The organism is Pseudomonas sp. KH_046_2, assembly GCF_057838985.1.
Window position 1 is genome coordinate 5,801,444 of record NZ_CM174480.1, and the last position, 25,650, is coordinate 5,827,093.

The following is a 25,650-nucleotide window of genomic DNA, read 5'->3' on the forward strand; positions in this document are numbered from 1 at the left end:
TGCAAGGGTTCATGTGCTTGCCGTTAAAGGCCTGGCACCGACCTGTGGCGAGGGGGCTTGCCCCCGTTCGGCTGCGAAGCAGTCGTAAATCGGTCAAATGCATTTTTTACTGACAGACCGCATTGACTGATTTTGGGGCCGCTTCGCAGCCCAACGGGGGCAAGCCCCCTCGCCACAGTGATGGTGGTGATGCTGTTAGAAATCCTTGCACAACCGCAGCGCGTCGTAGATCGCAGCGTGTGTATTGCGCTGAGCCACACAGTCGCCGATACGGAACAGCAAGTAGCCGTCGCCCGTGGTGCTCAGCGAAGGTTGCGGCTTGATCGCGAACAAGGCTTCGATGTCCATCTGGCCTTTGTTGCGCGAGCCTTCCTTCAGCGCGTAGTAGATTTCTTCGTCCGGACGCACGCCGTTTTCCACCACCACCTGGTCGACCACCCGCTCCTCTTTGGCGCCGGTGTATTCGTTTTCCAGCACCGCCACCAGCTTGTCGCCTTCGCGGTAGACCTTCTCCAGCATCATGTCGCCGGTCATGATCACTTCTTTGGGGTACATGCTGCGGTAGTAAGTCGGGAACGACGTACCGCCGATGGCCACGCCCGGTTTGATGTCGTCGGTGACGATCTCGACCTGGCTGCCCTTGTCGGCGAGGAAGTCAGCCGTCGACATCCCGGTGAACTCACAAATGGTGTCGTAGACCAGCACGTTCTTGCCCGGCGCGACCTTGCCGTCGAGCACGTCCCAGCTGCTGACCACCAGGCCTTCAGCCGCGCCCCAGTGTTCGTTCTGCTCCAGGAACGGATGACCGCCCACCGCCAGCACCACCACATCCGGACGCAGGTCCAGGATGGTCGCCGCATCCGCCGCGGTACCCAGGCGCAGGTCGACTTTCAACCGCGCCAGCTCCAGCTGGAACCAGCGAGTGATACCAGCGATCTGGTCCCGCTGCGGGGCTTTCGAGGCCGTGGTGATCTGCCCGCCGATGAATTCCTTCTTCTCGAACAGGGTCACGTCGTGGCCGCGTTCGGCCGATACACGAGCAGCTTCCATCCCGGCCGGGCCGGCACCGACCACCACCACCTTGCGTTTGACGCCGGTGGTTTTCTCGATGATGTGCGGCACGCCCATGTATTCACGGGAGGTCGCGGCGTTCTGGATGCACAGCACGTCCAGGCCCTGGTACTGGCGGTCGATGCAGTAGTTGGCGCCGACGCACTGTTTGATCTGGTCGACCTGGCCCATCTTGATCTTGGCGATCAGGTGCGGGTCGGCGATGTGAGCGCGGGTCATGCCGACCATGTCGACGTAGCCGCCCTCCAGAATACGCGTGGCCTGGTTCGGGTCCTTGATGTTCTGCGCGTGCAGCACAGGTGCCTTGACCACTTCCTTGATGCCGGCCGCCAGATGCAGGAACGGCTCCGGTGGATAACTCATGTTGGGGATAACGTTGGCCAGGGTGTTGTGGGTGTCGCACCCTGAACCCACGACACCAATAAAATCGATCATGCCGGTGTCGTCGTAGTACTTGGCGATCTGCTTCATGTCCTCATGGGACAAGCCATCCGGGTGGAATTCATCACCGCACAGACGGATGCCGACGCAGAAATCAGGGCCGACTTCCTTGCGCACGGCCTTGATCACTTCCAGGCCGAAACGCATGCGGTTCTCGAAGCTGCCGCCCCATTCGTCGGTACGCTTGTTGACCCGCGGGCTCCAGAACTGGTCGATCATGTGCTGGTGCACGGCCGACAATTCGACGCCGTCCAGGCCACCGGCCTTGGCCCGCGCCGCAGCACTGGCGTAGTTGCCGATCACCCGCCAGATTTCTTCCGGCTCGATGGTCTTGCAGGTCGCACGGTGCACCGGTTCACGGATACCCGACGGCGACAGCAGGGTTGGCCAGTGCTCGCCGTCCCAACGGGAGCGTCGGCCCATGTGGGTAATCTGGATCATGATCTTGGCGCCATGCTTGTGCATGGCATCGGCCAGGTTCTGGAAGTGCGGAATGATCCGGTCGTCCGCCAGGTTCACCGACTTCCACCAGCCTTGCGGGCTGTCGATGGCCACGCTGGAGGAGCCGCCGCAAATTGCCAGGCCGATCCCGCCCTTGGCTTTCTCTTCGTAATACTTGACGTACCGGTCGGTGGTCATGCCGCCGTCGGTGGCATAGACCTCGGCGTGCGCGGTGCTGAGCACGCGGTTGCGGATGGTCAGTTTGCCGATCTGGATCGGCTGGAACATTGCTTCGAAAGCCATGGCGGGTTCCTCGACTTACAACGGCTTGACGGTGAACAAGCCGTCTTCGTGGCCCTCTTCGGAGCCACCGTAGACTTGCTCGGCCACGGTGCGGATCTTGCTGCCGCGAGCGGCGAGGATCTGGTCCATGGCCCCTGCAAACCAGCCGGTGAACATGTAGTCGACCTTGCGTCCGACCTTGCCGTACACGTAGACGAATGCCGAGTGTTCGAGCTTGACGCTGGCGGTGCCTTTGTCGAGGTCGATGTCCTGGATCTTGAACAGGCCCCAGCCGCGCTGCGACAGGCGCTTCATGTAGTGTTCGAACACCGCGACGCCTTCCAGGCCGTGGCATTCGGCTTCTTTTTCACACCAGTGCCAGGCGGACTTGTAGCCGGCCTTGTAGAGGATTTCGGCATAGGCTTCAGCGCCCAGCACTTCCTCGATGCCCATGTGGTTGTTGACGAAGAAATGGCGCGGCACGTACAGCATCGGCAGGGCGTCGGAGGTCCAGACACCGGTTTCGCTGTCGACTTCGATTGGCAATTGCGGGGCGATCTTGGCCATGGAAACTTAACTCCAGAAAATTCGTTGTGTTGCCCGCTGCACGGACGGCAGCGGGAAAGGATTCAGAAGTGCGGCGGCTTATTCGCCCCAGACATCTTTCAAAACGTTGACCCAGTTCTCGCCCATGATCTTGCGCACCACGCGCTCGGAGTGGCCGCGCTTGAGCAGGGTCTCGGTCAGGTTCGGGAACTCGCCCACGGTGCGGATGCCCAGCGGGTTGATGATCTTGCCGAAGCTGGTCAGGCGGCGGGCGTAGCCCTTGTCGTGGGTCAGGTATTCGAAGAAGTCCTGGCCGTGGCCCTGGGTGAAGTCGGTGCCGATGCCGATGGCGTCTTCGCCGACGATGTTCATCACGTACTCGATGGCTTCGGCGTAGTCGTCGATGGTCGAATCGATGCCCTTGGCCAGGAACGGCGCGAACATGGTCACGCCAACAAAACCGCCATGGTCAGCGATGAATTTCAGTTCTTCATCGGACTTGTTGCGCGGGTGCTCCTTGAGCCCCGACGGCAGGCAGTGGGAGTAGCAGACCGGCTTCTTCGATTCGAGGATGACTTCTTCGGAAGTCTTGGAACCGACGTGGGACAGGTCGCACATCACGCCAACGCGGTTCATCTCGGCGACGATTTCGCGACCGAAGCCCGACAGGCCGCCATCACGCTCGTAGCAACCGGTGCCCACCAGGTTCTGGGTGTTGTAGCACATCTGCACGATGCCAACGCCGAGCTGCTTGAAGACTTCGACATAGCCTATCTGGTCTTCAAAGGCGTGGGCATTCTGGAAGCCGAAAAGGATGCCGGTCTTGCCCTGCTCCTTGGCTTTACGGATGTCGGCGGTGGTGCGCACCGGAATCACCAGGTCGCTGTTCTCGCGGATCAGCTTCTGGCTCGCGGCGATGTTGTTGACAGTGGCCTGGAAGCCCTCCCACACCGACACGGTGCAGTTGGCTGCGGTCAGACCGCCCTTGCGCATGTCTTCGAACAGTTCACGGTTCCACTTGGCAATAATCAGCCCGTCGATAACGATGCTGTCGGCGTGCAATTCGGCTGGGCTCATCAGGCTGTCCCCTTATTAGCGATTCATGCGCCGAATCGTCTGCCGGCGCTTTGGGGCCAGCATATGCCTCGGTGCCTAAGCACCCGGGTGCAAAAACGACAGGGGAATTGCCGAAAGCGTCAATCCGCGACAAAGGGTCGTCGCCAGGCACAATCACCGACCTGTTCAAGGCCCGCGGCTTGGGCCAGAATTCGCCGCATCACTGGATGCTTCACTGGACAAGGGCGGCGACGATAATGAAATCGATCATTCTGGCAATGGCACTGATTGCGACCGGCGTACACGCAGCGGAGGTGTCCGACGACAACCCGTGCGACAAAGTCGAAAACGACGTCCAGACCCTGGAATGCTCGGCCTTCAGCAAAACCTCCGCCGAAGACCTGCTCAAGGAAAACCTCCAGGGCCTGGCCGAGCGCATGCAGTCGCAGTACGGCAAAAACCCGTCGCAACTGGCCGACATCACCGCCAAGATCAAAGCCGCCCAACAGCAATGGCTGAAGACCCGCGACGCAGACTGCGCCATCGAAGCCTTCCCTGCCACCGCCGGCAGCAAGGCGCTCACCATTGCCCAGAACGATTGTGTGGCGCGGATGAGTGATGAGCGGTCGGAGTTTTTGGAGTCGATTGGGCAGGAGTAGTCCTGAAAATTCCGGTGAAAGCTGGAACTGCATCCAGCTTTCAACTGCGGCTTCCCTTCTTCCTACAACAAGTTCTGATCTCGCCTACGCGCATTGCCTGGAAGCCCCAATCTGTGGGTTTTTCACGCAACATCCTGACAATTGTTGTTGATTGGCCATCTGAAAAATATAAGTAAAGATTCGCAAATCTTATAAAAGACTTATATTCTTCCATGAACAGCATCCACTGGACTCGAAAGGCCGTTAAGCAACTCCTGAAATTGCATTCCGTTCATCAGGGTCAGGTTCGTGATGCCATCACGGCGCTGGCAGGCATGCCCGATGTAGGCAATGTCAAAGCACTGGTCGGTCATGACTACGCTTATCGACTGCGTGTCGGTAACTATCGGGTTATGTTTGATTGGGATGGCGCGATCAAAGTGGTCAGTATTCAAGAGGTCAAAAAACGCGATGAACGCACCTACTGACATCCAAATCATCAATGACGCCGAAGGCAATCCAGCCTTCGTGGTCATTCCCTATGCACAATACGTGGCGCAGAAAATCGAACCCGACTTGATCCCCCATGAGGTGGTGAGCCGAATCGTCGATGGCGCTACTCCCATCCGCGCCTGGCGCGAACACTTGAACCTTACCCAGGAAGAAGTGGCCAAACGCATGGGCATCACTCAACCGGCTTTCGCCCAGCAAGAGACTGTCGCCAAGCCTCGCAAGGCCACCCGCGAGAAGATCGCTGCGGCTTTTGGCATCACCGCCAGTCAGCTTGAACTGTAAGCTGCACACCCTCTGTCACTAATGGGATTGAACATGAAAGTCTGCGGCATCGAAATCAAGGGCAGCGAAGCGATCATCGCCGTGGCCACGCTGGACGGTCAGGCGCTGGGCCATGTCGCACTCGCCACCAAGAAAATTGCCCTGGACGATGACGACGAAGCCGCCAACGTCAAAGTGTTCGCCGCTCAAGTCGCTTCGTTTGTCCGCGAGAATTCCATCGACCGCATTGCGATCAAGAAGCGCAGCAAGAAAGGCGAGTTCGCTGGCGGGCCGACCACCTTCAAGATCGAAGGGGTTTTCCAGTTGCTGGAGAATTGCGAGGTAGCCCTGCTGTCTCCGCAGACCATCAATGCCCAGGCTAAAAAGCACAATTTCGAACTGCCAGGGACGCTGAACAAGTATCAGCATGAGGCCTATAAAGCGGCGTGTTTGGCGTTGGTGAAGAAGTAATCTCAGGCACCGCTGTACAACTGTAGGAGTGAGCCTGCTCGCGATAGCGGTGCATCAGTCGACATGAATGTGTCTGACAGACTGCCTTCGCGAGCAGGCTCACTCCTACAGGGTTTTCGGGTGTTTATACTTTCGCGGTACGCCGGTCTTCTCTTGGACAGCGCTCATACTTCGCCCGATAACTCCGGGTGAAATACGACGGCGATTCAAACCCGCACGCGATGCTCACTTCCAGCACACTCATGTCGGTCTGGCGCAGCAACTGCCGGGCTTTCTCCAGCCTTAACCGCAGATAGAAATTGCTCGGTGTGTCGTTCAGATGCAGGCGAAACAACCGCTCCAGCTGCCGCCGCGTCACCTTGATCGATTCCGCCAGTTCCAGCGTGCTCAGCGGCGGTTCGCTGTGCTGCTCCATCTCACCGATCACGTGCACCAGCTTCTTGTTGCTGATGCCATAACGGGTGGCGACTTCCATGCGCTGGTGGTCTTTGCGCGGGCGGATGCGGCCAAGCACGAATTGCTCGCTGACCTGGATCGCCAGATCGGGGCCGTGGGCCTGGGCGATCAGATCCAGCATCAGGTCAATGGAAGCGGTGCCGCCGGCGGAGGTGATGCGCCGGCGGTCGATCTCGAACAGCTCCTGGGTGACGCTGAGCTGTGGATAGGATTCCTTGAAGGCGTCGATGGCTTCCCAGTGCAGGGTCAGGCGATGCCCCTCGAGCAACCCCGCCTCGGCGAGGATGAAGCTGCCAGTGTCAATGGCGCCGAGGGTCACGCCTTCGTGGTCCAGGCGGCGCAGCCAGTGCTCCAGCGCCGGGGTGGTGAATTTCAGCGGCTCGAAGCCGGCGACCACCAGCAGCGTCGCGCCTTTTTTCAACGGCTCCAGCGCAGCATCGGCGTTGACCGACATGCCGTTACTGGCCAGCACCGCCCCGCCATCAGCGCTCAGCACATGCCAGCGGTACAGCTCGCCACGAAAGCGATTGGCGACCCGCAACGGCTCGATGGCCGAGATAAATCCGATGGCCGAGAAACCCGGCATCAACAAGAAGTAGAAATCCTGGGACATGGAGCGCACTCGCTTAGCAGGTAACAGGAGGCCAGGTAACGAGAGGGCGGGCAGCGTAGGGATGTTGATACGCCACTTGCGAGCGGCATTCAAGAGCACAGGTCGCTGCAGTGCAAGAGCTGGTCGCCGCAGTGCGCTTTCATCGGTGCTTTGCTGCGTAACTTGGCATCACCGGCGCATCAGACACCGGAACTCACAATAAACGAACTGCCGAGGAACCTGAGAATGAAACGACTGATCAGCAGCTGTGTTCTTGCACTCAGTGGTACCGCTTTGCTGAGCGCCAGTGTCATGGCCGCCGAACCCGCCGCATGCCAGAACGTGCGCATGGGTGTAGTGAACTGGACCGACGTGATCGCCACCAGCGCCATGACCCAGGTATTGCTCGATGGCCTCGGCTACAGCACCAAACAAACCAGCGCCTCCCAGCAAATCATCTTCGCCGGGATCCGCGACCAGCGTCTGGACCTGTTCCTCGGCTACTGGAACCCGCTGATGACCCAGACCATCACCCCGTTCGTCGACGCCAAGCAGGTCAAGGTGCTTGAAGCGCCAAGCCTGCAGGACGCCCGCGCGACCCTCGCCGTGCCGACCTATCTCGCCGACAAGGGCCTGAAAACCTTCGCTGACATCGCCAAATTCGAAAAAGAACTGGGCGGCAAGATCTACGGCATCGAGCCTGGCTCGGGCGCCAACACCCAGATCAAGGCGATGATTTCCAAGAACCAGTTCGGCCTCGGCAAGTTCCAGCTGGTCGAGTCCAGCGAAGCCGGCATGCTTGCCGCCGTGGATCGCGCCGTACGTCGCAACGAAGCCGTGGTGTTCTTCGGCTGGGCGCCGCACCCGATGAACGTTAACGTAAAAATGACCTACCTCACCGGCAGTGAAAACGCCCTTGGGCCGGACGAAGGCAAGGCCACCGTGTGGACCGTCACTGCACCGACATACGCCGAACAATGCCCGAACATCGGTCGTCTGCTGAGCAACCTGACGTTCACCGCCGAAGACGAGAGCCGGATGATGCAGCCGCTGCTGGATCACAAGGACGCTTTCGAGTCGGCCAAACAATGGATCAAGGATCACCCGCAGGACAAAAAACGCTGGCTTGAAGGCGTCACCACCTTCGACGGCAAACCGGCCGCTGAAAACCTGAAACTGACCAGTAAATAAACCCGAACGAACTACCGTCTCGCAGCCCCAACGGGCTGCGAACGGAACCATCACGCCTGGCCAAAACCAAAAACCCGCCTGTAAGGAACCGCCTCATGAACCACGACGTCATCATCACCTGCGCACTCACCGGTGCTGGCGACACGACCGCCAAGAGCCCACACGTGCCGGTCACCCCGAAACAGATCGCCGCTGCCGCCGTGGAAGCCGCCAAGGCCGGCGCCACCGTGGTTCACTGCCATGTGCGTGACCCGCAAACCGGCAAGTTCAGCCGTGACGTGGCGCTGTATCGCGAAGTGATGGAGCGCATCCGCGAGGCGGACGTCGACATCATCGTCAACCTCACCGCCGGCATGGGCGGCGACCTGGAGATCGGTGCCGGCGAGAACCCGATGGAGTTCGGCCCGAATACCGACCTGGTCGGCCCGCTGACCCGCCTGGCCCACGTCGAAGAACTGCTGCCGGAAATCTGCACCCTCGACTGCGGCACCCTGAACTTTGGCGACGGCGACACCATTTACGTCTCCACCCCGGCCCAGCTGCGCGCTGGTGCCAAACGCATCCAAGAGCTGGGCGTGAAAGCCGAGCTGGAAATCTTCGACACCGGCCACCTGTGGTTCGCCAAGCAGATGATCAAGGAAGGCCTGCTCGACAACCCGTTGTTCCAGCTGTGCCTGGGCATCCCTTGGGGCGCGCCGGCGGACACCACCACCATGAAAGCCATGGTCGACAACCTGCCGGCCGACGCGGTCTGGGCCGGCTTCGGTATCGGTCGCATGCAGATGCCGATGGCGGCGCAAGCGGTGTTGCTCGGCGGCAACGTGCGCGTCGGGCTGGAAGACAACCTGTGGCTGGACAAGGGCGTGCTGGCGACCAACGGCCAACTGGTCGAACGTGCTGGCGAAATCCTCAGCCGGCTCGGCGCCCGCGTCCTGACCCCGGCTGAAGGCCGGGCAAAAATGGGCCTGACCAAGCGCGGTTGACCCTTACACATTTTTCCCCAAGTTTTTTCCGAGCCAAATTCAGGAAGTCGCCATGAGCTTTATCACCGAAATCAAAACCTTCGCAGCGCTGGGCAGTGGTGTCATCGGCAGCGGCTGGGTGTCCCGCGCCCTCGCCCATGGCCTGGATGTAGTGGCCTGGGACCCGGCGCCCGGCGCTGAAGCCACCCTGCGCAAACGCGTCGCCAATGCCTGGGGCGCGCTGGAGAAACAAGGACTGGCGCCGGGTGCATCGCAGGATCGCCTGCGCTTTGTCGCGACCATCGAAGAGTGCGTGCGCGATGCCGATTTCATCCAGGAAAGCGCCCCGGAGCGGCTGGAGCTGAAACTGGACCTGCACAGCAAAATCAGCGCGGCGGCCAAGCCCAATGCGCTGATCGGTTCCAGCACTTCCGGCCTGTTGCCGAGCGAGTTCTACGAGAGCGCCACACACCCGGAACGCTGCGTGGTCGGGCATCCGTTCAACCCGGTTTATCTGCTGCCGTTGGTCGAAGTCGTCGGCGGCAAAAACACCGCCCCTGAAGCAGTGCAAGCGGCCATGAAGGTCTATGAATCCCTGGGGATGCGCCCGCTACATGTGCGCAAGGAAGTACCGGGTTTCATCGCCGACCGCCTGCTCGAAGCGCTGTGGCGTGAAGCGCTGCACCTGGTCAACGACGGCGTGGCGACCACCGGCGAAATCGACGATGCCATCCGCTTCGGCGCGGGCTTGCGCTGGTCGTTCATGGGCACCTTCCTGACCTACACCCTGGCCGGTGGCGATGCCGGCATGCGCCACTTCATGGCACAGTTCGGCCCGGCGTTGCAATTGCCGTGGACTTACTTGCCGGCGCCGGAACTGACCGACAAACTGATCGACGACGTGGTCGATGGCACCAGCGATCAACTGGGTAAACACAGCATTTCGGCGCTGGAGCGCTATCGTGATGACTGCCTGCTGGCGGTGCTGGAGGCGGTGAAGACCACCAAAGAGAAGCATGGGATGGCTTTCAGCGAGTAAACCCAGACTTTGGGGCCAGCAGCACTGGCCCCATCGCGAGCAGGCTCGCTCCTACAGGGGAATGCATTCCAATGTAGGAGCGAGCCTGCTCGCGATAGCGGCAGCCCAGTCACCATCAATGTTGGAACTAACATCATGCCCACCCTCACCACCTACCAAACCACCATCATCCCCGACTGGGTCGACTACAACGGCCACCTGCGCGACGCCTTCTACCTGCTGATTTTCAGCTACGCCACCGATGCACTGATGGATCGCCTGGGCCTGGACAGCAACAGCCGCGAAGCCAGCGGCAATTCGCTGTTCACCCTCGAATTGCACCTCAATTACCTGCACGAAGTGAAGCTCGACGCCCAAGTCGAAGTGCACACCCAAATCATTGCCCACGACAGCAAGCGCGTGCACCTCTATCACAGCCTGCATCTGGTTGGTGAAGCCCAGGAGCTTGCCGGCAACGAACAGATACTGCTGCACGTCGACCTCGCCGGACCGCGTTCGGCGCCGTTCAGCGAACTGTCCTTGAGCCGGCTGCAAGCCGTCGTCGCCGAACAGGCAGACCTGCCAACGCCCGAGTACATTGGCCGAGTGATCGCATTGCCCACAAAAAAATAACAAGGAGATCGCCATGAACACCGCCGCTGCATTTGCCGACTTTCGTACCTATCCGTTGATCAGCCCGCTGACTGGTGTGCAGACCCTGGCAGACCGTGTTCTGGTGAAGTGGGCCGACGATCGCGTCAGCCCTTTCCACCATCAATGGCTGCGGGACAATTGCCCGTGCCCGCAGTGCGTCTACACCGTGACCCGCGAGCAAGTGCTGGAAATCGTCGATGTGGCTCCAGATCTGATACCCGATAACACAAGCATCGACGGCGAAGGCTGTTTGACGGTTGATTGGCAGGACGGCCACTCAAGCCGCTTCGACCCCGGCTGGCTACGCGCCCACGCCTATGACGACGAGTCCCGCGCCGAGCGTCAGGCACGCAAGCCGAAAGCCAGGCTCTGGCACAGCGATTTGCAGCTGCCGGTATTCGAATATCAAGCACTGATGACGGATAACGACGCTCTGTTGCAATGGCTGTTGGCGGTACGGGATACCGGATTGACCCAAGTCCGTGGAGTGCCCACCGAGCCCGGTTCTCTGAAGCTGATTGCCCAACGGATTTCCTTCATCCGCGAGAGCAATTTCGGCGTGCTGTTCAACGTGCAATCCAGGGCCGACGCCGACAGCAACGCCTACACCGCTTTCAACCTGCCGCTGCACAGCGATCTGCCGACCCGGGAGTTGCAACCGGGACTGCAATTTTTGCATTGCCTGGTCAACGACGCCGAGGGTGGCGAGAGCATTTTTGTCGACGGGTTTGCCATCGCCGACGCCTTGCGCCGGGAAGACCCCGAATCCTTCAAAAGCCTCTGCGAAATCCCCGTGGAGTTTCGCAACAAGGACCGCCACAGCGACTACCGCTGTCTCGCGCCGATCATCGCCTTGGATGCGTTGGGGCAGGTATCGGAAATCCGCATGGCGAACTTTCTGCGCGGGCCGTTCGATGCCTCGGTAGAACAGATGCCCAAGCTCTATCACGCCTACCGGCGCTTTATCGCAATGACCCGCGAGCCTCGATTCAGGTTGATGCAGCGGCTCAATCCCGGGGAGCTGTGGTGCTTTGACAACCGCCGCACCCTGCACGCCCGCAACGCCTTCGACCCCGCCACCGGGGCGCGGCACTTCCAGGGCTGCTATGTGGACCGGGATGAGTTGTTGTCGCGGATCCTCGTGTTACAACGTTAAACCGCGTCATCGTTCTTCGCGGGCTTGCTCGCGAAGGCGGTATATCAATCAACACAAAACCCACTGAATCACAGGCAAAAAAAGCCCCGATCAAGCCGTGACAGGATCGAGGCAGAGGGTACTGTTGAGGAGCTGCGATGCGAGGGTGACCAAACCTTCGTGAAGCGAGCTGAGTCCAGTGTGCCCACTCCCCCGCGCGCCGGGTTAGCCGAAAACGACATGTTCATAACCAATTGAGCCATTGCGACAATTCGTCCTTGCCGACACCCGGCACCCCTACCAGAATCGAACCACGACACCGTTCCCTGAAGAAGGATTGCGTCATGATGCACGCCGATTTGATAGACCAGGAAGACCTGTTGGGCCAGCTCAAGTCGTTGGGCTTCAACGTGCCCAGTGGAGCCACCGCCGAGCAGGCTTGCGAATGCGTGGTAAGGGGCTTGGACGATGCCCGAGCGTATGAACTTCGCAAGATGGTCAAGGAGATGTACACCAGCAGCGCGACGATCCTGCCGGCAGTGCGCCAGGCCATCGACAAACAATTGCTGCCGGCGTTGTCGGAGTACCAGCAAAACCACACCGCCCGATAAAACGCCTTCGCGAGCAGGCTCCCACACTGGTTCTGTGAACAACACAGATCAAATGTGGGAGCGAGCCTGCTCGCGAATGAAGTCGACCCGGTTTAGAGCCTTACACTGGCAAACGTCGACTCATTGCGCGCCTGGCTCAGCGCCGACAACGGCCCGGACAACGGCGACAGCACCAGTGCTTGTGGCAGCGGCATCATCGCTACTTGCTGGGTGGTGTTGGATCCTACGCGCTCGTCACGCGGCGGAATGCCGAAGTATTCGCGGTAGCACTTGGAGAAGTGCGGCGTGGACACAAACCCGCACACCGACGCCACTTCGATGATCGACATCGGCGTTTGCTTGAGCAGCTGGCGCGCACGGATCAGGCGCAGCTTGAGGTAGTAACGCGACGGCGAGCAATGCAGGTATTTCTGGAACAACCGCTCGAGCTGACGACGGGACACCGCGACATACACCGCCAGTTCGTCCAGGTCGATCGGCTCTTCGAGGTTGGCTTCCATCAACGCGACGATTTCCTGCAACTTCGGCTGGTTGGTGCCGAGCATGTGCTTGAGCGGCACACGCTGGTGATCCTGCTCGTTGCGGATACGCTCGTAGACGAACATTTCCGAAATGGCCGCCGACAGCTCACGACCGTGATCGCGGCTGATCAAGTGCAGCATCATGTCCAGCGGCGCGGTGCCGCCGGAGCTGGTGAAACGGTTACGGTCGAGGGTGAACAAGCGAGTGCTCATCGCAACACGCGGGAAAGCTTCCTGCATCGCCGCCAGGCATTCCCAGTGCACGCTGCAATCAAAACCGTCGAGCAGGCCGGCGCAGGCCAGGGCCCAGCTGCCGGTGCACACCGCGCCGAGGCGGCGGGACTGGCGGGCCTGGCTTTGCAGCCATGACACGTGTTCGCGGGTAACAGTGCGCTGGATGCCGATACCGCCGCAGACGATGACGGTGTCCATTGGCGGGGCTTTGTGCATGGAGGCGTCGGGGGTGATCTGCAGGCCGTCACTGGCCCAGACCTGGCCGCCGTCGACGGTGAGGGTGGTCCAGCGATACAGCTCGCGACCGGACAACTGGTTGGCCATGCGCAGGGGTTCCACTGCGGAGGCCAGAGAAATCAGCGTGAAATTGTCCAGCAGCAGAAAGCCGATGGATTGAGGCGCACGGTTCTGGGGTTGGGCCCCGGAGTTGAACGTCGTCATCGCGGTATCTCCTCACACAAAGCGGGTGATGGCCTCAGGCGGAGGCTCTTTTTATTGCCATCGTTCTCGCGTGGGAGACGGGCTTTGTAATGACAGAGCAATTGCCATGCCTATTTTTGAATGCGCGTTCAATAACTCCTGAAAACGACGTCGGAATGTGTCTATCTATGTCTTGCAAGGCAGGGGATTTAAATGGCCATCAGGACTGGCAAGCGCCCCGGCCCACAAGCTGTGAGCAATTCGGTAGCACTTGTGGGAACGGCGTTGCGCCGCGATGGAAAGGAGTGTCACCGCAGGCACGGGTGACGAGCGGTCGAAGGCCGGTTGGCCCTCGATCGGTGGCAAAACGATTTATCTGTGAGCGACGCGCTAAAAGGTGGCGCGTTTTCGAGCTGGTGTTCACTTAGCGCGCAGTTTTGACTGGTCCGTGGCGAGGGGGCTTGCCCCCGTTCGGCTGCGAAGCAGTCGTAAAAATCTTAGGGCCGCTTCGCGACCCAACGGGGCGGTGCGGCGGTCCGACAAGCCCCCTCGCCACAGGGGCGACTCGGTCTCAGCACTCCACTGCACTGACCGCCAACCCACCCCGCGATGTCTCCTTATATTTGTCATGCATATCGGCACCGGTATCGCGCATGGTGCGGATCACCCGATCCAGCGAAATAAAGTGCTGGCCATCACCGCGCAAAGCCATTTGCGCGGCGTTGATTGCTTTCACCGCGGCAATCGCGTTGCGCTCGATGCACGGCACCTGGACCAATCCACCCACCGGGTCGCAGGTCAGGCCGAGGTTGTGTTCCAGACCGATCTCCGCCGCGTTGCACAGTTGCTCTGGCGTGGCGCCAAGAATTTCCGCCAGCCCCGCCGCCGCCATGGCGCAGGCCGAACCGACTTCACCCTGGCAACCGACTTCGGCACCGGAGATCGAAGCGTTTTTCTTGCACAGGATGCCCACCGCCGCCGCGCCGAGGAAGTAGTCGACGACATTGGCGTCGGTCACGGCCTCGCTGAATTTCATGAAATAGTGCAGCACCGCCGGAATGATCCCCGCCGCGCCGTTGGTCGGCGCCGTGACCATGCGCCCGCCGGCGGCGTTTTCTTCGTTGACCGCCAGGGCGAACAGGTTGACCCATTCCATGGCGCTCAAGGTCGAGCCGATCACGTTGGGTTTGTTCAGTTCCTGCAGGCTGCGATGCAGCTTGGCCGCGCGGCGGCGCACGTTCAGCCCGCCGGGCAGGATGCCTTCGTGTTTGAGGCCCTGTTCGACGCAATCCTGCATGGCGCGCCAGAGCTTCATCAGGCCGCTACGGATTTCCTCTTCGCTGCGCCAGACCTTCTCGTTAGCCATCATTAGTTCAGCTACGCGCAGATTGTGCTTTTTACACAGTTCCAGCAGCTCGGCCGCACTGGAAAAGTCATAAGGCAACACAGTGCGGTCGAGGTCGACGACACCGCTGGAGGCCTGAGTCTCATCGACGACAAAACCGCCGCCGACCGAATAGTAGGTGTCGCGATGCAACTCACCGTCATCACCCTCGACAATCAGGGTCATGGCGTTGGGGTGGAATGGCAGGTTCTCGTCGATCAGGCGCATGTCCCGGGCCCAGATGAAGGGCACCGGCAAGCGACCGTCGAGCAACAGCGTATCGGTCTCGCGCAGGGTGGCGATACGAATGCCGATTTGCGACGGATCGATCGCATCCGGCCACTCGCCCATCAAGCCCATGATCACGGCATTGTCGCTGCCGTGGCCGATACCGGTGGCCGACAACGAGCCGAACAGCTGGACTTCGACACGCCGCACCTGCTCCAGCAACCCGCGCTCACGCAAGTCCTGCACAAACAAAGCCGCCGCCCGCATGGGCCCCACTGTGTGTGAACTGGAAGGACCGATGCCGATTTTGAACAGGTCGAAAACACTGATAGCCATTACTGCCGAACTCCTGGATGGGCCCACTGCGCACGCAAAAGCGCACGGTGACGGAGCTGCTACGCTCAAGCTGCAATCCGCCGAGATGACCGCATCATCAAGCTTTTATCCAGTTGTTCGACGTCTCTAACCGACGCACTCATGCCCACCAGCGCCGCGTGTCTTTTACGCCGTGTTTTCGCCGTTTTTTTGCGGTTCAGCGGGGAAAAAGGGGCTGAAAAAATCTGTAAACGACGTCACCGACACTGGATGCGACCATCCCTGTACTGGATACGACGCACCCTGTAGGCGTCAGATTTTCACTGGTACATGATCATATCGACTCGATTGCAAGGCGCCGTGGTAGAGCTGTCTCCAGAACGCCATCCAACCGCAACCTATAAGTGCGGTGGTCCAGTCGGAACACTGCCAAAAAAAACACCAAGGAGTCCATCCATGAAAGGTTCCCCGTCGTTGTTGTTGGCCGCCATGCTTAGTCTGCCGGTTCTGGCGCAAGCCGCAGAACCGGCGCAGTGCAGTACCGTAAACTTCTCCGATGTCGGCTGGACCGACATCACCGCGACTACCGCGACCACCAGCGTCGTGCTCAACGCCCTCGGCTACAAGACCAAGACCACCATGATTTCCGTGCCCGTGACCTACAAGTCCCTGGCCGACGGCAAGAACATGGACGTGTTCCTGGGCAACTGGATGCCGACCATGGAAAACGACATCAAGGCCTACCGCGATGCCGGCACCGTGGAAACCGTGCGCACCAACCTCAAGGGCGCCAAGTACACCCTCGCCGTTCCTCAGGCGCTGTACGACAAGGGCCTGCATGACTTCGCCGACATCGCCAAATTCAAGAAAGAGCTCGACGGCAAGATCTACGGCATCGAGCCTGGCAACGACGGCAATCGTCTGATCCAGAGCATGATCGACAAGGATGCCTTCGGCCTGAAGACCGCCGGTTTCAAAGTCGTCGAATCCTCCGAAGCCGGCATGCTGTCGCAGGTCGACCGCGCGCAGAAACGCGACACTGCCGTGGTGTTCCTCGGCTGGGCGCCGCACCCGATGAACAAGCGCTTCAAGATTCAATACCTGACCGGTGGTGATGACTTCTTCGGCCCGGACTTCGGTGCCGCCACCGTGGCGACCAACACCCGCAAGGGTTATGCGCAGGAGTGCAGCAACGTCGGCCAGTTGCTGAAGAACCTGGAGTTCACCGTCGACATGGAAAGTGAACTGATGGGCAACATCCTGGACGACAAGATGAAGCCTGACGCGGCCGCCAAGGCCTGGCTGAAAAAGAATCCACAGGTGCTCGATACCTGGCTCGCTGGCGTGACCACCATTGACGGTAAACCTGGCCTGGAGGCCGTGAAAGCCAAACTGCAGTAATCGTTTATGCCGGGCAGGTTCGCCTGCCCGGGCTGTTTATTTCCTTGCATGCGGACGTTCACTACCATGCTGATTGATCAGAAAATACCCCTAGGCCAGTACATCGCAGGCTTCGTTGAATGGTTGACGCAACACGGCGCCAACACCTTCGACGCCATCGCCGTGACACTGGAAACGATGATCCACGGCGTGACGTTTGCGCTGACCTGGTTCAACCCGCTGGCATTGATCGGCCTGATCGCACTGCTCGCCCACTTCATCCAGCGCAAATGGGGCCTGACCGCCTTTGTCGTTGCTTCCTTCCTGCTGATCCTCAATCTGGGGTACTGGCAGGAAACCATGGAAACCCTCGCCCAGGTGCTGTTCGCCACCCTGGTCTGCGTGGTCATCGGCGTGCCGCTGGGCATCGTCGCCGCGCACAAGCCGATGTTCTATACTTTAATGCGTCCGGTACTCGATCTGATGCAGACCGTACCGACCTTCGTGTACCTCATTCCTACCCTCACCCTCTTCGGGCTGGGTGTGGTCCCGGGCCTGATCTCCACGGTGGTGTTCGCGATTGCCGCGCCCATCCGCCTGACCTACCTGGGTATCCGCGATGTTCCGGAAGAATTGATGGACGCCGGCAAGGCCTTTGGCTGCTCGCGACGCCAGCTGCTCTCGCGAATCGAACTGCCCCACGCCATGCCAAGCATCGCGGCCGGTATCACCCAGTGCATCATGCTGTCCCTTTCGATGGTGGTGATTGCGGCACTGGTGGGCGCCGATGGCCTGGGCAAACCGGTGGTCAACGCACTGAATACAGCTGATATCGCCCTGGGCTTCGAAGCAGGCCTGGCGATCGTACTGCTGGCGATCATGCTCGACCGTATCTGCAAACAACCCGACGCCAAAGTAGGGGGTGACGCATGAGCATAATCCGCTTCGAAAACGTAGACGTTATCTTCTCCAAGGATCCACGCGAGGCACTCAAGCTGCTGGATCAGGGCATGACCCGCAACGAGATCCTGAAAAAGACCGGGCAGATCGTGGGGGTCGAAAAGGCCAGCCTGGATGTCGAAAAAGGTGAAATCTGCGTACTGATGGGCCTGTCCGGCTCCGGCAAGTCCAGCCTGCTGCGCTGCATCAACGGCCTCAACACCGTCAGCCGCGGCAAGCTGTTCGTCGAGCACGAAGGCAAGCAGATCGACATTGCCTCGTGCACGCCGGCAGAACTGAAAATGATGCGCACCAAGCGCATCGCGATGGTGTTCCAGAAGTTCGCCCTGATGCCTTGGCTGACGGTGCGCGAGAACATCAGCTTCGGCCTGGAGATGCAAGGTCGTCCCGAGAAGGAACGGCGCAAACTGGTGGACGACAAGCTTGAGCTGGTGGGCCTGACCCAGTGGCGCAACAAGAAACCCAACGAGCTGTCCGGTGGTATGCAACAACGTGTGGGCCTGGCCCGTGCGCTGGCGATGGACGCCGACATTCTGCTGATGGACGAACCGTTCTCGGCACTCGACCCGCTGATCCGCCAGGGCCTGCAAGACGAACTGCTGGAACTGCAACGCAAGCTGCACAAGACCATCGTGTTCGTCAGCCACGACCTCGACGAGGCCCTGAAACTGGGCAGTCGCATCGCGATCATGAAAGACGGCCGGATCATTCAGTACAGCAAACCGGAAGAAATCGTCCTCAACCCTGCGGACGACTACGTGCGGACCTTCGTAGCCCACACCAACCCGCTGAACGTGCTGTGCGGCCGCAGCCTGATGCGCTCCCTGGACAACTGCAAGCGCATCAACGGTTCGGTGTGCCTCGATCCGGGCGGCGATTCGTGGCTGGACCTTGCCGAAGGCAACACTATCAAAGGCGCACGCAAGAACGGCTCGAACATGGACCTGCAGAACTGGATGCCAGGGCAAGCCGTCGAAGGCCTGGAACGCAAGCCGACTCTGGTGGACTCCAGCATCGGCATGCGCGACGCGCTGCAGATTCGTTATCAGACCGGCAACAAACTGGTGCTGCACGATAACAACCATGTAGTGGGGATTCTTGGCGACAGCGAGCTGTATCACGCACTGCTCGGCAAGAACCTGGGGTAAGGCAACAGACACAAAAACGCCGCGAGATAATCGCGGCGTTTTTGTTAGTGCAGAAATACAGCTGCAAACAGAGAGCCCTGTGGCGAGGGGGCTTGCCCCCGTTCGGCGGCGCAGCCGTCGTAAATCCGGATAATGCGGTTTATCTGAACTACTGCAGAGTCTGGGTTTGGGGTCGCTGCGCAACCCAACGGGGGCAAGCCCCCTCGCCACAATTAGAACTGCGGTGCATTCACTGCACCGCAACCCCTTCACAACTCAGCTATAAACCCGGCCAAGGAGCTGCCGATGGCTTTCAAACTGATCGAGCACGTCACGGGTGATCTGATCCTGGGTGAAGCCCATCAAGTCGTAGTCCTGGCTGCCGTTGTGCAGGTACACCTCGGCACGGTAGTAACGCTGACGCGCCTCATCGGACTGCGCCGACTCGGTCGGTGTGGCCAGGTAGCCGTCCAGGCTCACTTCGTAGACGAAAGGGTTGCCCTCTTCCATCTCCACCCGTACGCCCATGCAGCGCTTGGACTTGCCCAGCAGTGTCTGCACTTGCAGGCCTTGAGCACGCATTTGCGCCGTCGCATCTTCCAGCGCAGGGCTCACGTGCTTGTCCATGAAGCGCTGCACCACCGACTGGCTCGGTTGCAGATCCAGTTGGGTCAAGCGCTCGCTGAAACCACGACGACCGCGTGCCGCCAGTTCCGCTTGCTCCTGTTCGATCTGCACGTCCTGGCGCATGGCCTTGTGCAAGCCGAACATGAAGAACACCAGCACCACCGAGAACGGCAGACCGGCCAGCACCACCATGGTTTGCATGGCTTCGAAGTTGCCGGCGAACAGCAGGCCGATGGTCACCAGGGTGATCACCGCCGACCAGAAGATCCGCAGCCAGTGAGGCGCGTCTTCGTCGACGTTGCCGCCCTTGCACGAAAGGTTGGCCATCATCACCGCGCCGGAGTCCGCCGGGGTCAGGAACAGCACGAAACCGACAAAGATCGACACGCCGATCACAATCTTCGACGCTGGGTAATGCTCAAGCAACTGGTAGATCGCCATGGACGGCTGTTCCAGCGCCGTCTTCCCGAGCTCCACCGCCCCATGGTTCATCACCAGGTCCAAAGCCGAGTTACCGAAGATCGACAACCACGCCAGGGTGAAGCCCAGCGGAATCAGCAGCACGCCGGCTACCAGTTCGCGCACGCTGCGACCACGGGAAATACGCGCAATGAACATGCCCACGAATGGCGCCCAGGAAATCCACCAGGCCCAGTAGAACAGGGTCCACAGGCCCAGCCAGCGGTCGGACTTCTCACTGTCGCCTTCGTACACATAGAGGTCGAAAGTCTTCAGCACCACGCCATTCAGGTAGTCACCGACGTTCTGCACGAAGCCGTTGAGCAGGTGCAAGGTCGGGCCGAACAACAGGACGAAAATCAACAGACCGCTGAACAGCACGATGTTGAGGTTGGACAGACGGCGGATGCCGTTTTCCACGCCCGACACTGCGGCGATGGTCGCCACGGTGCTCATCACGATGATCACGATCAGCAGGTTGGTGTTGCTGTGTTCCATGCCGAACAGGTTTTCCAGCCCCGACGACACTTGCAGCGAACCAATCCCCAGGTTGGTCACCAGCCCCAGCAGGGTCACGAACATGCCGAAGCCGTCCACCGCATGCCCGGCCGCGCCCTTGACCCAACGCTCACCCACCAGCGGATACAACGCCGAACGCAACGCCAGCGGCTGGTTATGACGGTAAGCAAAGTAGGCAACGGCCAGACCGACCAATGCGTAAATCGCCCAGCCGTGCAGGCCCCAGTGCAGGAAGGTCAACTGCACGGCCTGACGGGCGGCAAGGTTGCTGCCGGCCACGCCTTCCGGCGGGTTGAAATAGTGGTCCAGCGGCTCCGAAGCACCGAAATACAGCAGCGAGATGCCGATACCCGAGGAGAACAGCATCCCCGCCCAGGCACCGTAGCTGAAGTCCGGGGTGTCGTCCTTGCTGCCCAGTTTCAGTTTGCCGTAGGACGAAAACGCCAGGCCGACGACAAAAATCAGGTAGGCGGCGATCACCACCATGTAGTACCAGCCGAAGCTGCGGGACAACCAGGCTTGCGCCATACCCAGCACTCTGCCGGCCTCTTGCGGGGCGATGATCAGAATGGCGGTCAACAACAGAATCAACGCGGTAGAGGTGTAGAACACCCAACCGTTGACCGTCACCTTCTCGGGTGGGGTCTTTATTAGCGAGGCAGAACTCATGGCACAGATGCTCCGGGCAGTGCGAGAGAAGAACGCAAGGCAAACGAGTTACCCGACCAATCGGTTAGTGGGCAGCCGACCAGCGGGTGATATAAAGACAGCCCGAAAAAAGCCCGAAACCCCTGGAGCGCCGCAGCGCGTAGGTTTCGAGCAGTTTCGGAAGTCATTTTTTCCGCCGCTACACGTAGGAAAATTCACAGACAGCGACGATTTGTCGCAGATCTTATTCTTTGTTGATTGAACGTTCAATCAAAACAAAATAGACTGGCCTTCAACCCGGTAGCCGTCGTACGTCCACCGGAAGGCCTAAGGAGATGTGCAAGATGCCCAAGGTCGGTATGCAACCCATCCGCCGCCAGCAATTGATCGAAGCCACTTTGCAGGCCGTCGATCAGGTCGGAATGGGGGACGCCAGCATTGCGCTGATCGCCCGTTTGGCCGGTGTCTCGAATGGCATCATCAGTCACTACTTTCAGGACAAGAACGGCCTGATTGCCGCCACCATGGGGTACCTGATGACCGTTCTGAGCGAGAACGTCACCCTGCGCCGACAGGCGCTGACAGATGACAGCCCGAGGGCACATCTGCAGGTGATCATCGAAGGCAACTTCGACGCCAGCCAGGTCAATGGCCCGGCAATGAAAACCTGGCTGGCCTTCTGGGCCACCAGCATGCACCAGCCGTCTTTGCACAGGTTGCAGCGGATCAACGATCACCGCCTGTATTCCAACCTGTGCTGCCAGTTCCGCCGCGTGCTGCCGCTCAATGATGCGCGCAGTGCCGCCCGAGGCCTGGCAGCGTTGATCGACGGTTTGTGGTTGCGCGGCGCGCTGTCGGGAGATGCTTTCGACACCGGGCAGGCGCAACAGATTGCTTACGAATACATGGATACCCAACTGGCCAAGCGGGTGAGTTAGAGCACACATAAACGCTCAACCACCGAACGCGCCAGCCACTTAATGCTCTTGCGAGGACTTTATGGCCCGTTTCGAACTGCAAAAACTCTACATCGATGGCGCGTACAGCGACGCCAGCAGCGACGCCACTTTCGAAGCCATCAACCCGGCTAACGGTGAAGTCCTCGCAAAAGTGCAACGTGCGACCCAGTCAGACGTCGAACGCGCTGTGGTGAGCGCCGAAAAGGGCCAGAAAATCTGGGCCGCCATGACCGCCATGGAGCGTTCGCGCATCCTGCGTCGTGCCGTGGAAATCCTGCGCGAGCGCAACGACGAACTGGCCGCTCTGGAAACCCTGGACACCGGCAAGGCCTACTCCGAAACCCGCTACGTCGACATCGTCACCGGCGCTGACGTGCTGGAGTACTACGCAGGCCTGGTACCGGCCATCGAAGGCGAGCAGATTCCGCTGCGCACCACTTCGTTCGTCTACACCCGTCGCGAACCGCTGGGCGTCGTGGCCGGTATCGGCGCGTGGAACTACCCGATCCAGATCGCCCTGTGGAAATCCGCACCCGCCCTGGCGGCCGGTAACGCGATGATCTTCAAGCCAAGCGAAGTCACCTCGCTGACCACCCTGAAACTGGCCGAGATCTACACCGAAGCCGGCGTGCCAAACGGCGTGTTCAACGTCCTGACCGGCAGCGGCCGCGAAGTCGGCACCTGGCTGACCGAGCACCCGCGCATCGAGAAAGTCTCGTTCACCGGCGGCACCGACACCGGCAAGAAAGTCATGGCCAGCGCTTCGAGCTCTTCGCTCAAGGACGTGACCATGGAACTGGGTGGCAAGTCGCCGCTGATCATCTGCGACGACGCCGACCTCGATCGCGCCGCCGACACCGCGATGATGGCCAACTTCTACAGCTCCGGTCAGGTTTGCACCAACGGCACTCGTGTGTTCGTTCCGGCCCACCTGAAAACCGCTTTCGAAGCCAAGATCGCTGAGCGCGTTGCACGCATCCGCATCGGCAACCCGGAAGACGAAAACACCAACTTCGGTCCGCTGGTCAGCTTTGCGCACATGGAAAGTGTGCTGGGCTACATCGCCAAGGGCAAGGAAGAAGGTGCCCGCCTGCTGTGCGGCGGTGAGCGCCTGACCGACGGCGAATTCGCCAAGGGTGCGTTCGTGGCGCCGACCGTGTTCACCGACTGCACCGACGACATGACCATCGTGCGTGAAGAAATCTTTGGCCCGGTGATGGCGATCCTGTCCTACGAAACCGAAGAAGAAGTGATCCGCCGCGCCAACGACACCGACTTCGGCCTGGCCGCCGGTATCGTCACCCGCGACCTGAACCGCGCCCACCGCGTGATTCATCAGCTGGAAGCCGGTATCTGCTGGATCAACGCCTGGGGCGAGTCCGACGCGAAGATGCCGGTTGGCGGCTACAAGCAGTCCGGTGTCGGCCGTGAGAACGGCATCAGCTCGCTGAACAACTTCACCCGCATCAAATCGGTACAGGTCGAGCTGGGCGATTACGTCTCGGTGTTCTGATCCGCACGCGCTCTGGAGTGAACGCCATTGTGGCGAGGGGGCTTGCCCCCGTTGGGCTGCGAAGCAGCCCCATCCAGGCGCTGCATGCTTTCAGATAAAACGCAGTCGCTGATTTTACGACTGCTGCGCAGCCGAACGGGGGCAAGCCCCCTCGCCACAGTTACCCGGCGTCAAGGCGACCGCGACCTGACCAACTTCAAAGAGGGTGCATTCAATGTCCCAAGAATTCGACTACATCATCATCGGTGCCGGCTCGGCCGGTAACACCCTGGCGACCCGTCTGACCGAAGACGCAGGCGTCACCGTCCTGCTGCTCGAAGCGGGCGGCCCGGACTACCGTTTCGACTTCCGCACGCAGATGCCGGCCGCTTTGGCGTTCCCGCTGCAAGGCCGTCGTTACAACTGGGCCTACGAAACCGATGCTGAGCCACACATGGACGGTCGTCGCATGGAATGCGGTCGCGGCAAGGGCCTGGGCGGTTCCTCGCTGATCAACGGCATGTGCTACATCCGCGGCAACGCCATGGACTACGACGGCTGGGCGAAACTGCCAGGCCTGGAAGACTGGTCGTACCTGGACTGCCTGCCGTATTTCCGTAAAGCGGAAACCCGCGACATCGGCCCGAACGACTACCACGGCGGCGACGGCCCGGTCAGCGTGACCACGCCGAAAGCCGGCAACAACCCGCTGTTCCACGCCATGGTTGAAGCCGGCGTGCAGGCCGGTTACCCGCGCACCGAAGACTTGAACGGCTACCAGCAGGAAGGCTTCGGCCCGATGGACCGCACCGTGACCCCGAAAGGTCGTCGTGCCTCCACCGCCCGTGGTTACCTGGACGTCGCCAAGAAGCGTTCGACCCTGACCATCGTCACCCACGCCCTGACCGACAAGATTCTGTTCGAAGGCAAGCGTGCGGTCGGCGTGCGTTACCTGGTCGGCGCCGCTGAAGAGCGCGTTGAGGTCAAGGCGCGCAAGGAAGTGCTGCTGTGCTCCGGCGCCATCGCTTCGCCGCAGATCCTGCAACGCTCCGGCGTCGGCCCGGCCGAGCTGCTGAACAAGCTCGACATTCCGGTGGTCCACGACCTGCCGGGCGTCGGTGAAAACCTGCAGGATCACCTTGAGCTGTACCTGCAATACGCTTGCACCCAACCGGTTTCGCTGTACCCGTCGCTGCTCTGGTACAACCAGCCGGCCATCGGTGCCGAGTGGCTGTTCAACGGCACCGGCATCGGTGCCAGCAACCAGTTCGAAGCCGGCGGCTTCATCCGTACCCGTCCGGAATTCGAATGGCCGAACATCCAGTACCATTTCCTGCCGGTAGCGATTAACTACAACGGCAGCAACGGTGTGAAAGAGCACGGTTTCCAGGCGCACATGGGCTCCATGCGTTCGCCAAGCCGCGGGCGCATCCAGGCCAAGTCCAAGGACCCGCGCCAGCACCCGAGCATCCTGTTCAACTACATGGCCACCGAGCAGGACTGGCAGGAGTTCCGCGACGGCATCCGTCTGACCCGGGAAATCATGCAGCAACCTGCACTGGACGCCTTCCGTGGTCGCGAAATCAGCCCGGGTATCGACGTGCAGAGCGATGAGCAACTGGACAAGTTCATCCGCGAACACGCCGAAACCGCGTTCCACCCGTCCTGCTCGTGCAAGATGGGCACCGACGACATGGCCGTGGTCGATGGCGAAGGTCGCGTGCATGGCATGCAAGGCCTGCGCGTGGTCGATGCGTCGATCATGCCGATCATCACCACCGGCAACCTCAATGCCCCAACGATCATGATGGCCGAGAAAATCGCCGACAAGATCCGTGGCCGCAAGCCGTTGCCGCGCAGCACCGCCACATACTATGTGGCCGGTGAAGCGCCGGTGAAGGGCAAGCCGATGCGGGAATTGAGCCAGACGGCGTAAGGCTTTACACCGCGTCACGGCCAATCGCGAGCAGGCTCGCTCCTACAGTTGATCGCACTCCCTCATGGGAATGCGGTTGAATGTAGGAGCGAGCCTGCTCGC

23 protein-coding genes are annotated in these 25,650 nt (G+C 60.4%); 16 read left to right on the forward strand and 7 right to left on the reverse strand.

The window, feature by feature from the left end:
* Positions 1-195: 195 nt before the first annotated feature.
* The 3 genes from dgcA to AC3IX1_RS26465 all read right to left on the reverse strand — a co-directional run bounded on the left by dgcA (position 196) and on the right by AC3IX1_RS26465 (position 3,858).
* Positions 196-2,256, reverse strand: a complete 2,061-nt coding sequence (gene dgcA / locus AC3IX1_RS26455; RefSeq protein WP_489317489.1) for a dimethylglycine demethylation protein DgcA — start codon at positions 2,254-2,256, stop codon at positions 196-198.
* A gap of 15 nt (positions 2,257-2,271) precedes the next feature.
* Positions 2,272-2,802, reverse strand: coding sequence for a DUF5943 domain-containing protein (locus tag AC3IX1_RS26460; RefSeq protein WP_008048169.1), 531 nt, complete (start codon positions 2,800-2,802; stop codon positions 2,272-2,274).
* A 78-nt stretch (positions 2,803-2,880) separates the two neighbouring features.
* Positions 2,881-3,858: a dipeptidase gene (locus tag AC3IX1_RS26465; protein ID WP_032829497.1), complete on the reverse strand. Its 978-nt coding sequence runs from the start codon at positions 3,856-3,858 to the stop codon at positions 2,881-2,883.
* 236 nt (positions 3,859-4,094) lie between these two features.
* On the opposite strand from AC3IX1_RS26465, the gene AC3IX1_RS26470 reads away from it, so the two are divergent.
* From AC3IX1_RS26470 to AC3IX1_RS26485, 4 genes are all read left to right on the forward strand, one after another.
* Complete coding sequence (locus tag AC3IX1_RS26470; protein WP_489386360.1) at positions 4,095-4,496, forward strand: lysozyme inhibitor LprI family protein; 402 nt, start codon at positions 4,095-4,097, stop codon at positions 4,494-4,496.
* Between the two features lie 212 nt (positions 4,497-4,708).
* A complete protein-coding gene (locus AC3IX1_RS26475; RefSeq protein WP_347909508.1) occupies positions 4,709-4,963 on the forward strand; it encodes a type II toxin-antitoxin system RelE family toxin in 255 nt (84 codons plus the stop codon).
* Positions 4,947-5,270 carry a helix-turn-helix domain-containing protein gene (locus tag AC3IX1_RS26480; RefSeq protein WP_046039364.1) on the forward strand — a complete coding sequence of 108 codons (324 nt, stop codon included), beginning with the start codon at positions 4,947-4,949 and terminating at the stop codon, positions 5,268-5,270. Before AC3IX1_RS26475 ends, AC3IX1_RS26480 begins: the two co-directional genes overlap by 17 nt.
* A gap of 33 nt (positions 5,271-5,303) precedes the next feature.
* Positions 5,304-5,720 carry a DUF3010 family protein gene (locus tag AC3IX1_RS26485; protein WP_489386361.1) on the forward strand — a complete coding sequence of 139 codons (417 nt, stop codon included), beginning with the start codon at positions 5,304-5,306 and terminating at the stop codon, positions 5,718-5,720.
* A 124-nt stretch (positions 5,721-5,844) separates the two neighbouring features.
* Here AC3IX1_RS26485 and AC3IX1_RS26490 read toward each other — a convergent pair whose 3' ends face one another.
* A complete protein-coding gene (locus AC3IX1_RS26490; protein WP_489386362.1) occupies positions 5,845-6,789 on the reverse strand; it encodes a GlxA family transcriptional regulator in 945 nt (314 codons plus the stop codon).
* A gap of 225 nt (positions 6,790-7,014) precedes the next feature.
* Between AC3IX1_RS26490 and AC3IX1_RS26495 the strand changes: the two genes are divergently transcribed.
* From AC3IX1_RS26495 to AC3IX1_RS26520, 6 genes are all read left to right on the forward strand, one after another.
* A complete protein-coding gene (locus AC3IX1_RS26495) occupies positions 7,015-7,959 on the forward strand; it encodes a choline ABC transporter substrate-binding protein (RefSeq protein ID WP_477777274.1) in 945 nt (314 codons plus the stop codon).
* Between the two features lie 95 nt (positions 7,960-8,054).
* Positions 8,055-8,942 (forward strand): 3-dehydrocarnitine:acetyl-CoA trimethylamine transferase CdhC, encoded by an 888-nt coding sequence (cdhC, locus tag AC3IX1_RS26500; protein ID WP_008048151.1) that lies wholly within the window; start codon positions 8,055-8,057, stop codon positions 8,940-8,942.
* A 52-nt stretch (positions 8,943-8,994) separates the two neighbouring features.
* Positions 8,995-9,960, forward strand: a complete 966-nt coding sequence (locus AC3IX1_RS26505) for an L-carnitine dehydrogenase (RefSeq protein ID WP_489386363.1) — start codon at positions 8,995-8,997, stop codon at positions 9,958-9,960.
* 135 nt (positions 9,961-10,095) lie between these two features.
* Positions 10,096-10,572 carry a thioesterase family protein gene (locus AC3IX1_RS26510; protein ID WP_489386364.1) on the forward strand — a complete coding sequence of 159 codons (477 nt, stop codon included), beginning with the start codon at positions 10,096-10,098 and terminating at the stop codon, positions 10,570-10,572.
* A 13-nt stretch (positions 10,573-10,585) separates the two neighbouring features.
* Positions 10,586-11,749 carry a gamma-butyrobetaine dioxygenase gene (locus AC3IX1_RS26515; protein ID WP_489386365.1) on the forward strand — a complete coding sequence of 388 codons (1,164 nt, stop codon included), beginning with the start codon at positions 10,586-10,588 and terminating at the stop codon, positions 11,747-11,749.
* A 323-nt stretch (positions 11,750-12,072) separates the two neighbouring features.
* A complete protein-coding gene (locus AC3IX1_RS26520) occupies positions 12,073-12,339 on the forward strand; it encodes a hypothetical protein (protein WP_489353663.1) in 267 nt (88 codons plus the stop codon).
* Between the two features lie 92 nt (positions 12,340-12,431).
* Here AC3IX1_RS26520 and gbdR read toward each other — a convergent pair whose 3' ends face one another.
* Both gbdR and AC3IX1_RS26530 read right to left on the reverse strand, forming a co-directional pair.
* Positions 12,432-13,535, reverse strand: a complete 1,104-nt coding sequence (gene gbdR / locus AC3IX1_RS26525) for a choline metabolism transcriptional regulator GbdR (RefSeq protein WP_007975492.1) — start codon at positions 13,533-13,535, stop codon at positions 12,432-12,434.
* Between the two features lie 550 nt (positions 13,536-14,085).
* Entirely contained in the window at positions 14,086-15,462 is a 1,377-nt protein-coding gene (locus tag AC3IX1_RS26530) for an L-serine ammonia-lyase (RefSeq protein ID WP_489386366.1), read from the reverse strand.
* 435 nt (positions 15,463-15,897) lie between these two features.
* Here AC3IX1_RS26530 and AC3IX1_RS26535 point away from each other — a divergent pair, with 435 nt between their 5' ends.
* From AC3IX1_RS26535 to choV, 3 genes are all read left to right on the forward strand, one after another.
* The gene (locus AC3IX1_RS26535) at positions 15,898-16,842 is read left to right on the forward strand and encodes a choline ABC transporter substrate-binding protein (RefSeq protein ID WP_150701680.1); all 945 of its coding nucleotides are present in this window, start codon (positions 15,898-15,900) and stop codon (positions 16,840-16,842) included.
* 66 nt (positions 16,843-16,908) lie between these two features.
* On the forward strand, positions 16,909-17,754 hold the full coding sequence (choW, locus tag AC3IX1_RS26540; protein WP_095944879.1) for a choline ABC transporter permease subunit: 846 nt from the start codon (positions 16,909-16,911) through the stop codon (positions 17,752-17,754).
* Complete coding sequence (choV, locus tag AC3IX1_RS26545; RefSeq protein ID WP_489386367.1) at positions 17,751-18,929, forward strand: choline ABC transporter ATP-binding protein; 1,179 nt, start codon at positions 17,751-17,753, stop codon at positions 18,927-18,929. The genes choW and choV overlap by 4 nt, the downstream gene beginning before the upstream one ends.
* Positions 18,930-19,184: 255 nt before the next feature.
* Here the strand turns inward: choV and AC3IX1_RS26550 are convergent, their stop codons facing one another.
* Positions 19,185-21,125 carry a BCCT family transporter gene (locus AC3IX1_RS26550; RefSeq protein WP_489388793.1) on the reverse strand — a complete coding sequence of 647 codons (1,941 nt, stop codon included), beginning with the start codon at positions 21,123-21,125 and terminating at the stop codon, positions 19,185-19,187.
* 380 nt (positions 21,126-21,505) lie between these two features.
* On the opposite strand from AC3IX1_RS26550, the gene betI reads away from it, so the two are divergent.
* The 3 genes from betI (at position 21,506) to betA (ending at position 25,548) form a co-directional block, all read left to right on the forward strand.
* The gene (betI, locus tag AC3IX1_RS26555; RefSeq protein ID WP_489386368.1) at positions 21,506-22,099 is read left to right on the forward strand and encodes a transcriptional regulator BetI; all 594 of its coding nucleotides are present in this window, start codon (positions 21,506-21,508) and stop codon (positions 22,097-22,099) included.
* A gap of 61 nt (positions 22,100-22,160) precedes the next feature.
* Positions 22,161-23,633, forward strand: coding sequence for a betaine-aldehyde dehydrogenase (betB, locus tag AC3IX1_RS26560; RefSeq protein WP_489386369.1), 1,473 nt, complete (start codon positions 22,161-22,163; stop codon positions 23,631-23,633).
* 214 nt (positions 23,634-23,847) lie between these two features.
* The gene (gene betA / locus AC3IX1_RS26565) at positions 23,848-25,548 is read left to right on the forward strand and encodes a choline dehydrogenase (protein WP_489386370.1); all 1,701 of its coding nucleotides are present in this window, start codon (positions 23,848-23,850) and stop codon (positions 25,546-25,548) included.
* Positions 25,549-25,650 lie beyond the last annotated feature (102 nt).

Bases quoted from the DNA above. Each gene is read 5' to 3' on its own strand.
- dgcA (WP_489317489.1), bottom strand. From the start codon at position 2,256: ATGGCTTTCGAAGCAATGTTCCAGCCGATCCAGATCGGCAAACTGACC.
- betB (WP_489386369.1), top strand. From the start codon at position 22,161: ATGGCCCGTTTCGAACTGCAAAAACTCTACATCGATGGCGCGTACAGC.
- AC3IX1_RS26470 (WP_489386360.1), top strand. From the start codon at position 4,095: ATGAAATCGATCATTCTGGCAATGGCACTGATTGCGACCGGCGTACAC.
- AC3IX1_RS26475 (WP_347909508.1), top strand. From the start codon at position 4,709: ATGAACAGCATCCACTGGACTCGAAAGGCCGTTAAGCAACTCCTGAAA.
- AC3IX1_RS26460 (WP_008048169.1), bottom strand. From the start codon at position 2,802: ATGGCCAAGATCGCCCCGCAATTGCCAATCGAAGTCGACAGCGAAACC.
- AC3IX1_RS26535 (WP_150701680.1), top strand. From the start codon at position 15,898: ATGAAAGGTTCCCCGTCGTTGTTGTTGGCCGCCATGCTTAGTCTGCCG.
- AC3IX1_RS26505 (WP_489386363.1), top strand. From the start codon at position 8,995: ATGAGCTTTATCACCGAAATCAAAACCTTCGCAGCGCTGGGCAGTGGT.
- choW (WP_095944879.1), top strand. From the start codon at position 16,909: ATGCTGATTGATCAGAAAATACCCCTAGGCCAGTACATCGCAGGCTTC.
- AC3IX1_RS26515 (WP_489386365.1), top strand. From the start codon at position 10,586: ATGAACACCGCCGCTGCATTTGCCGACTTTCGTACCTATCCGTTGATC.
- AC3IX1_RS26510 (WP_489386364.1), top strand. From the start codon at position 10,096: ATGCCCACCCTCACCACCTACCAAACCACCATCATCCCCGACTGGGTC.
- choV (WP_489386367.1), top strand. From the start codon at position 17,751: ATGAGCATAATCCGCTTCGAAAACGTAGACGTTATCTTCTCCAAGGAT.
- AC3IX1_RS26490 (WP_489386362.1), bottom strand. From the start codon at position 6,789: ATGTCCCAGGATTTCTACTTCTTGTTGATGCCGGGTTTCTCGGCCATC.
- betI (WP_489386368.1), top strand. From the start codon at position 21,506: ATGCCCAAGGTCGGTATGCAACCCATCCGCCGCCAGCAATTGATCGAA.
- AC3IX1_RS26465 (WP_032829497.1), bottom strand. From the start codon at position 3,858: ATGAGCCCAGCCGAATTGCACGCCGACAGCATCGTTATCGACGGGCTG.
- AC3IX1_RS26495 (WP_477777274.1), top strand. From the start codon at position 7,015: ATGAAACGACTGATCAGCAGCTGTGTTCTTGCACTCAGTGGTACCGCT.
- gbdR (WP_007975492.1), bottom strand. From the start codon at position 13,535: ATGACGACGTTCAACTCCGGGGCCCAACCCCAGAACCGTGCGCCTCAA.
- AC3IX1_RS26530 (WP_489386366.1), bottom strand. From the start codon at position 15,462: ATGGCTATCAGTGTTTTCGACCTGTTCAAAATCGGCATCGGTCCTTCC.
- AC3IX1_RS26520 (WP_489353663.1), top strand. From the start codon at position 12,073: ATGATGCACGCCGATTTGATAGACCAGGAAGACCTGTTGGGCCAGCTC.
- AC3IX1_RS26480 (WP_046039364.1), top strand. From the start codon at position 4,947: ATGAACGCACCTACTGACATCCAAATCATCAATGACGCCGAAGGCAAT.
- betA (WP_489386370.1), top strand. From the start codon at position 23,848: ATGTCCCAAGAATTCGACTACATCATCATCGGTGCCGGCTCGGCCGGT.
- cdhC (WP_008048151.1), top strand. From the start codon at position 8,055: ATGAACCACGACGTCATCATCACCTGCGCACTCACCGGTGCTGGCGAC.
- AC3IX1_RS26485 (WP_489386361.1), top strand. From the start codon at position 5,304: ATGAAAGTCTGCGGCATCGAAATCAAGGGCAGCGAAGCGATCATCGCC.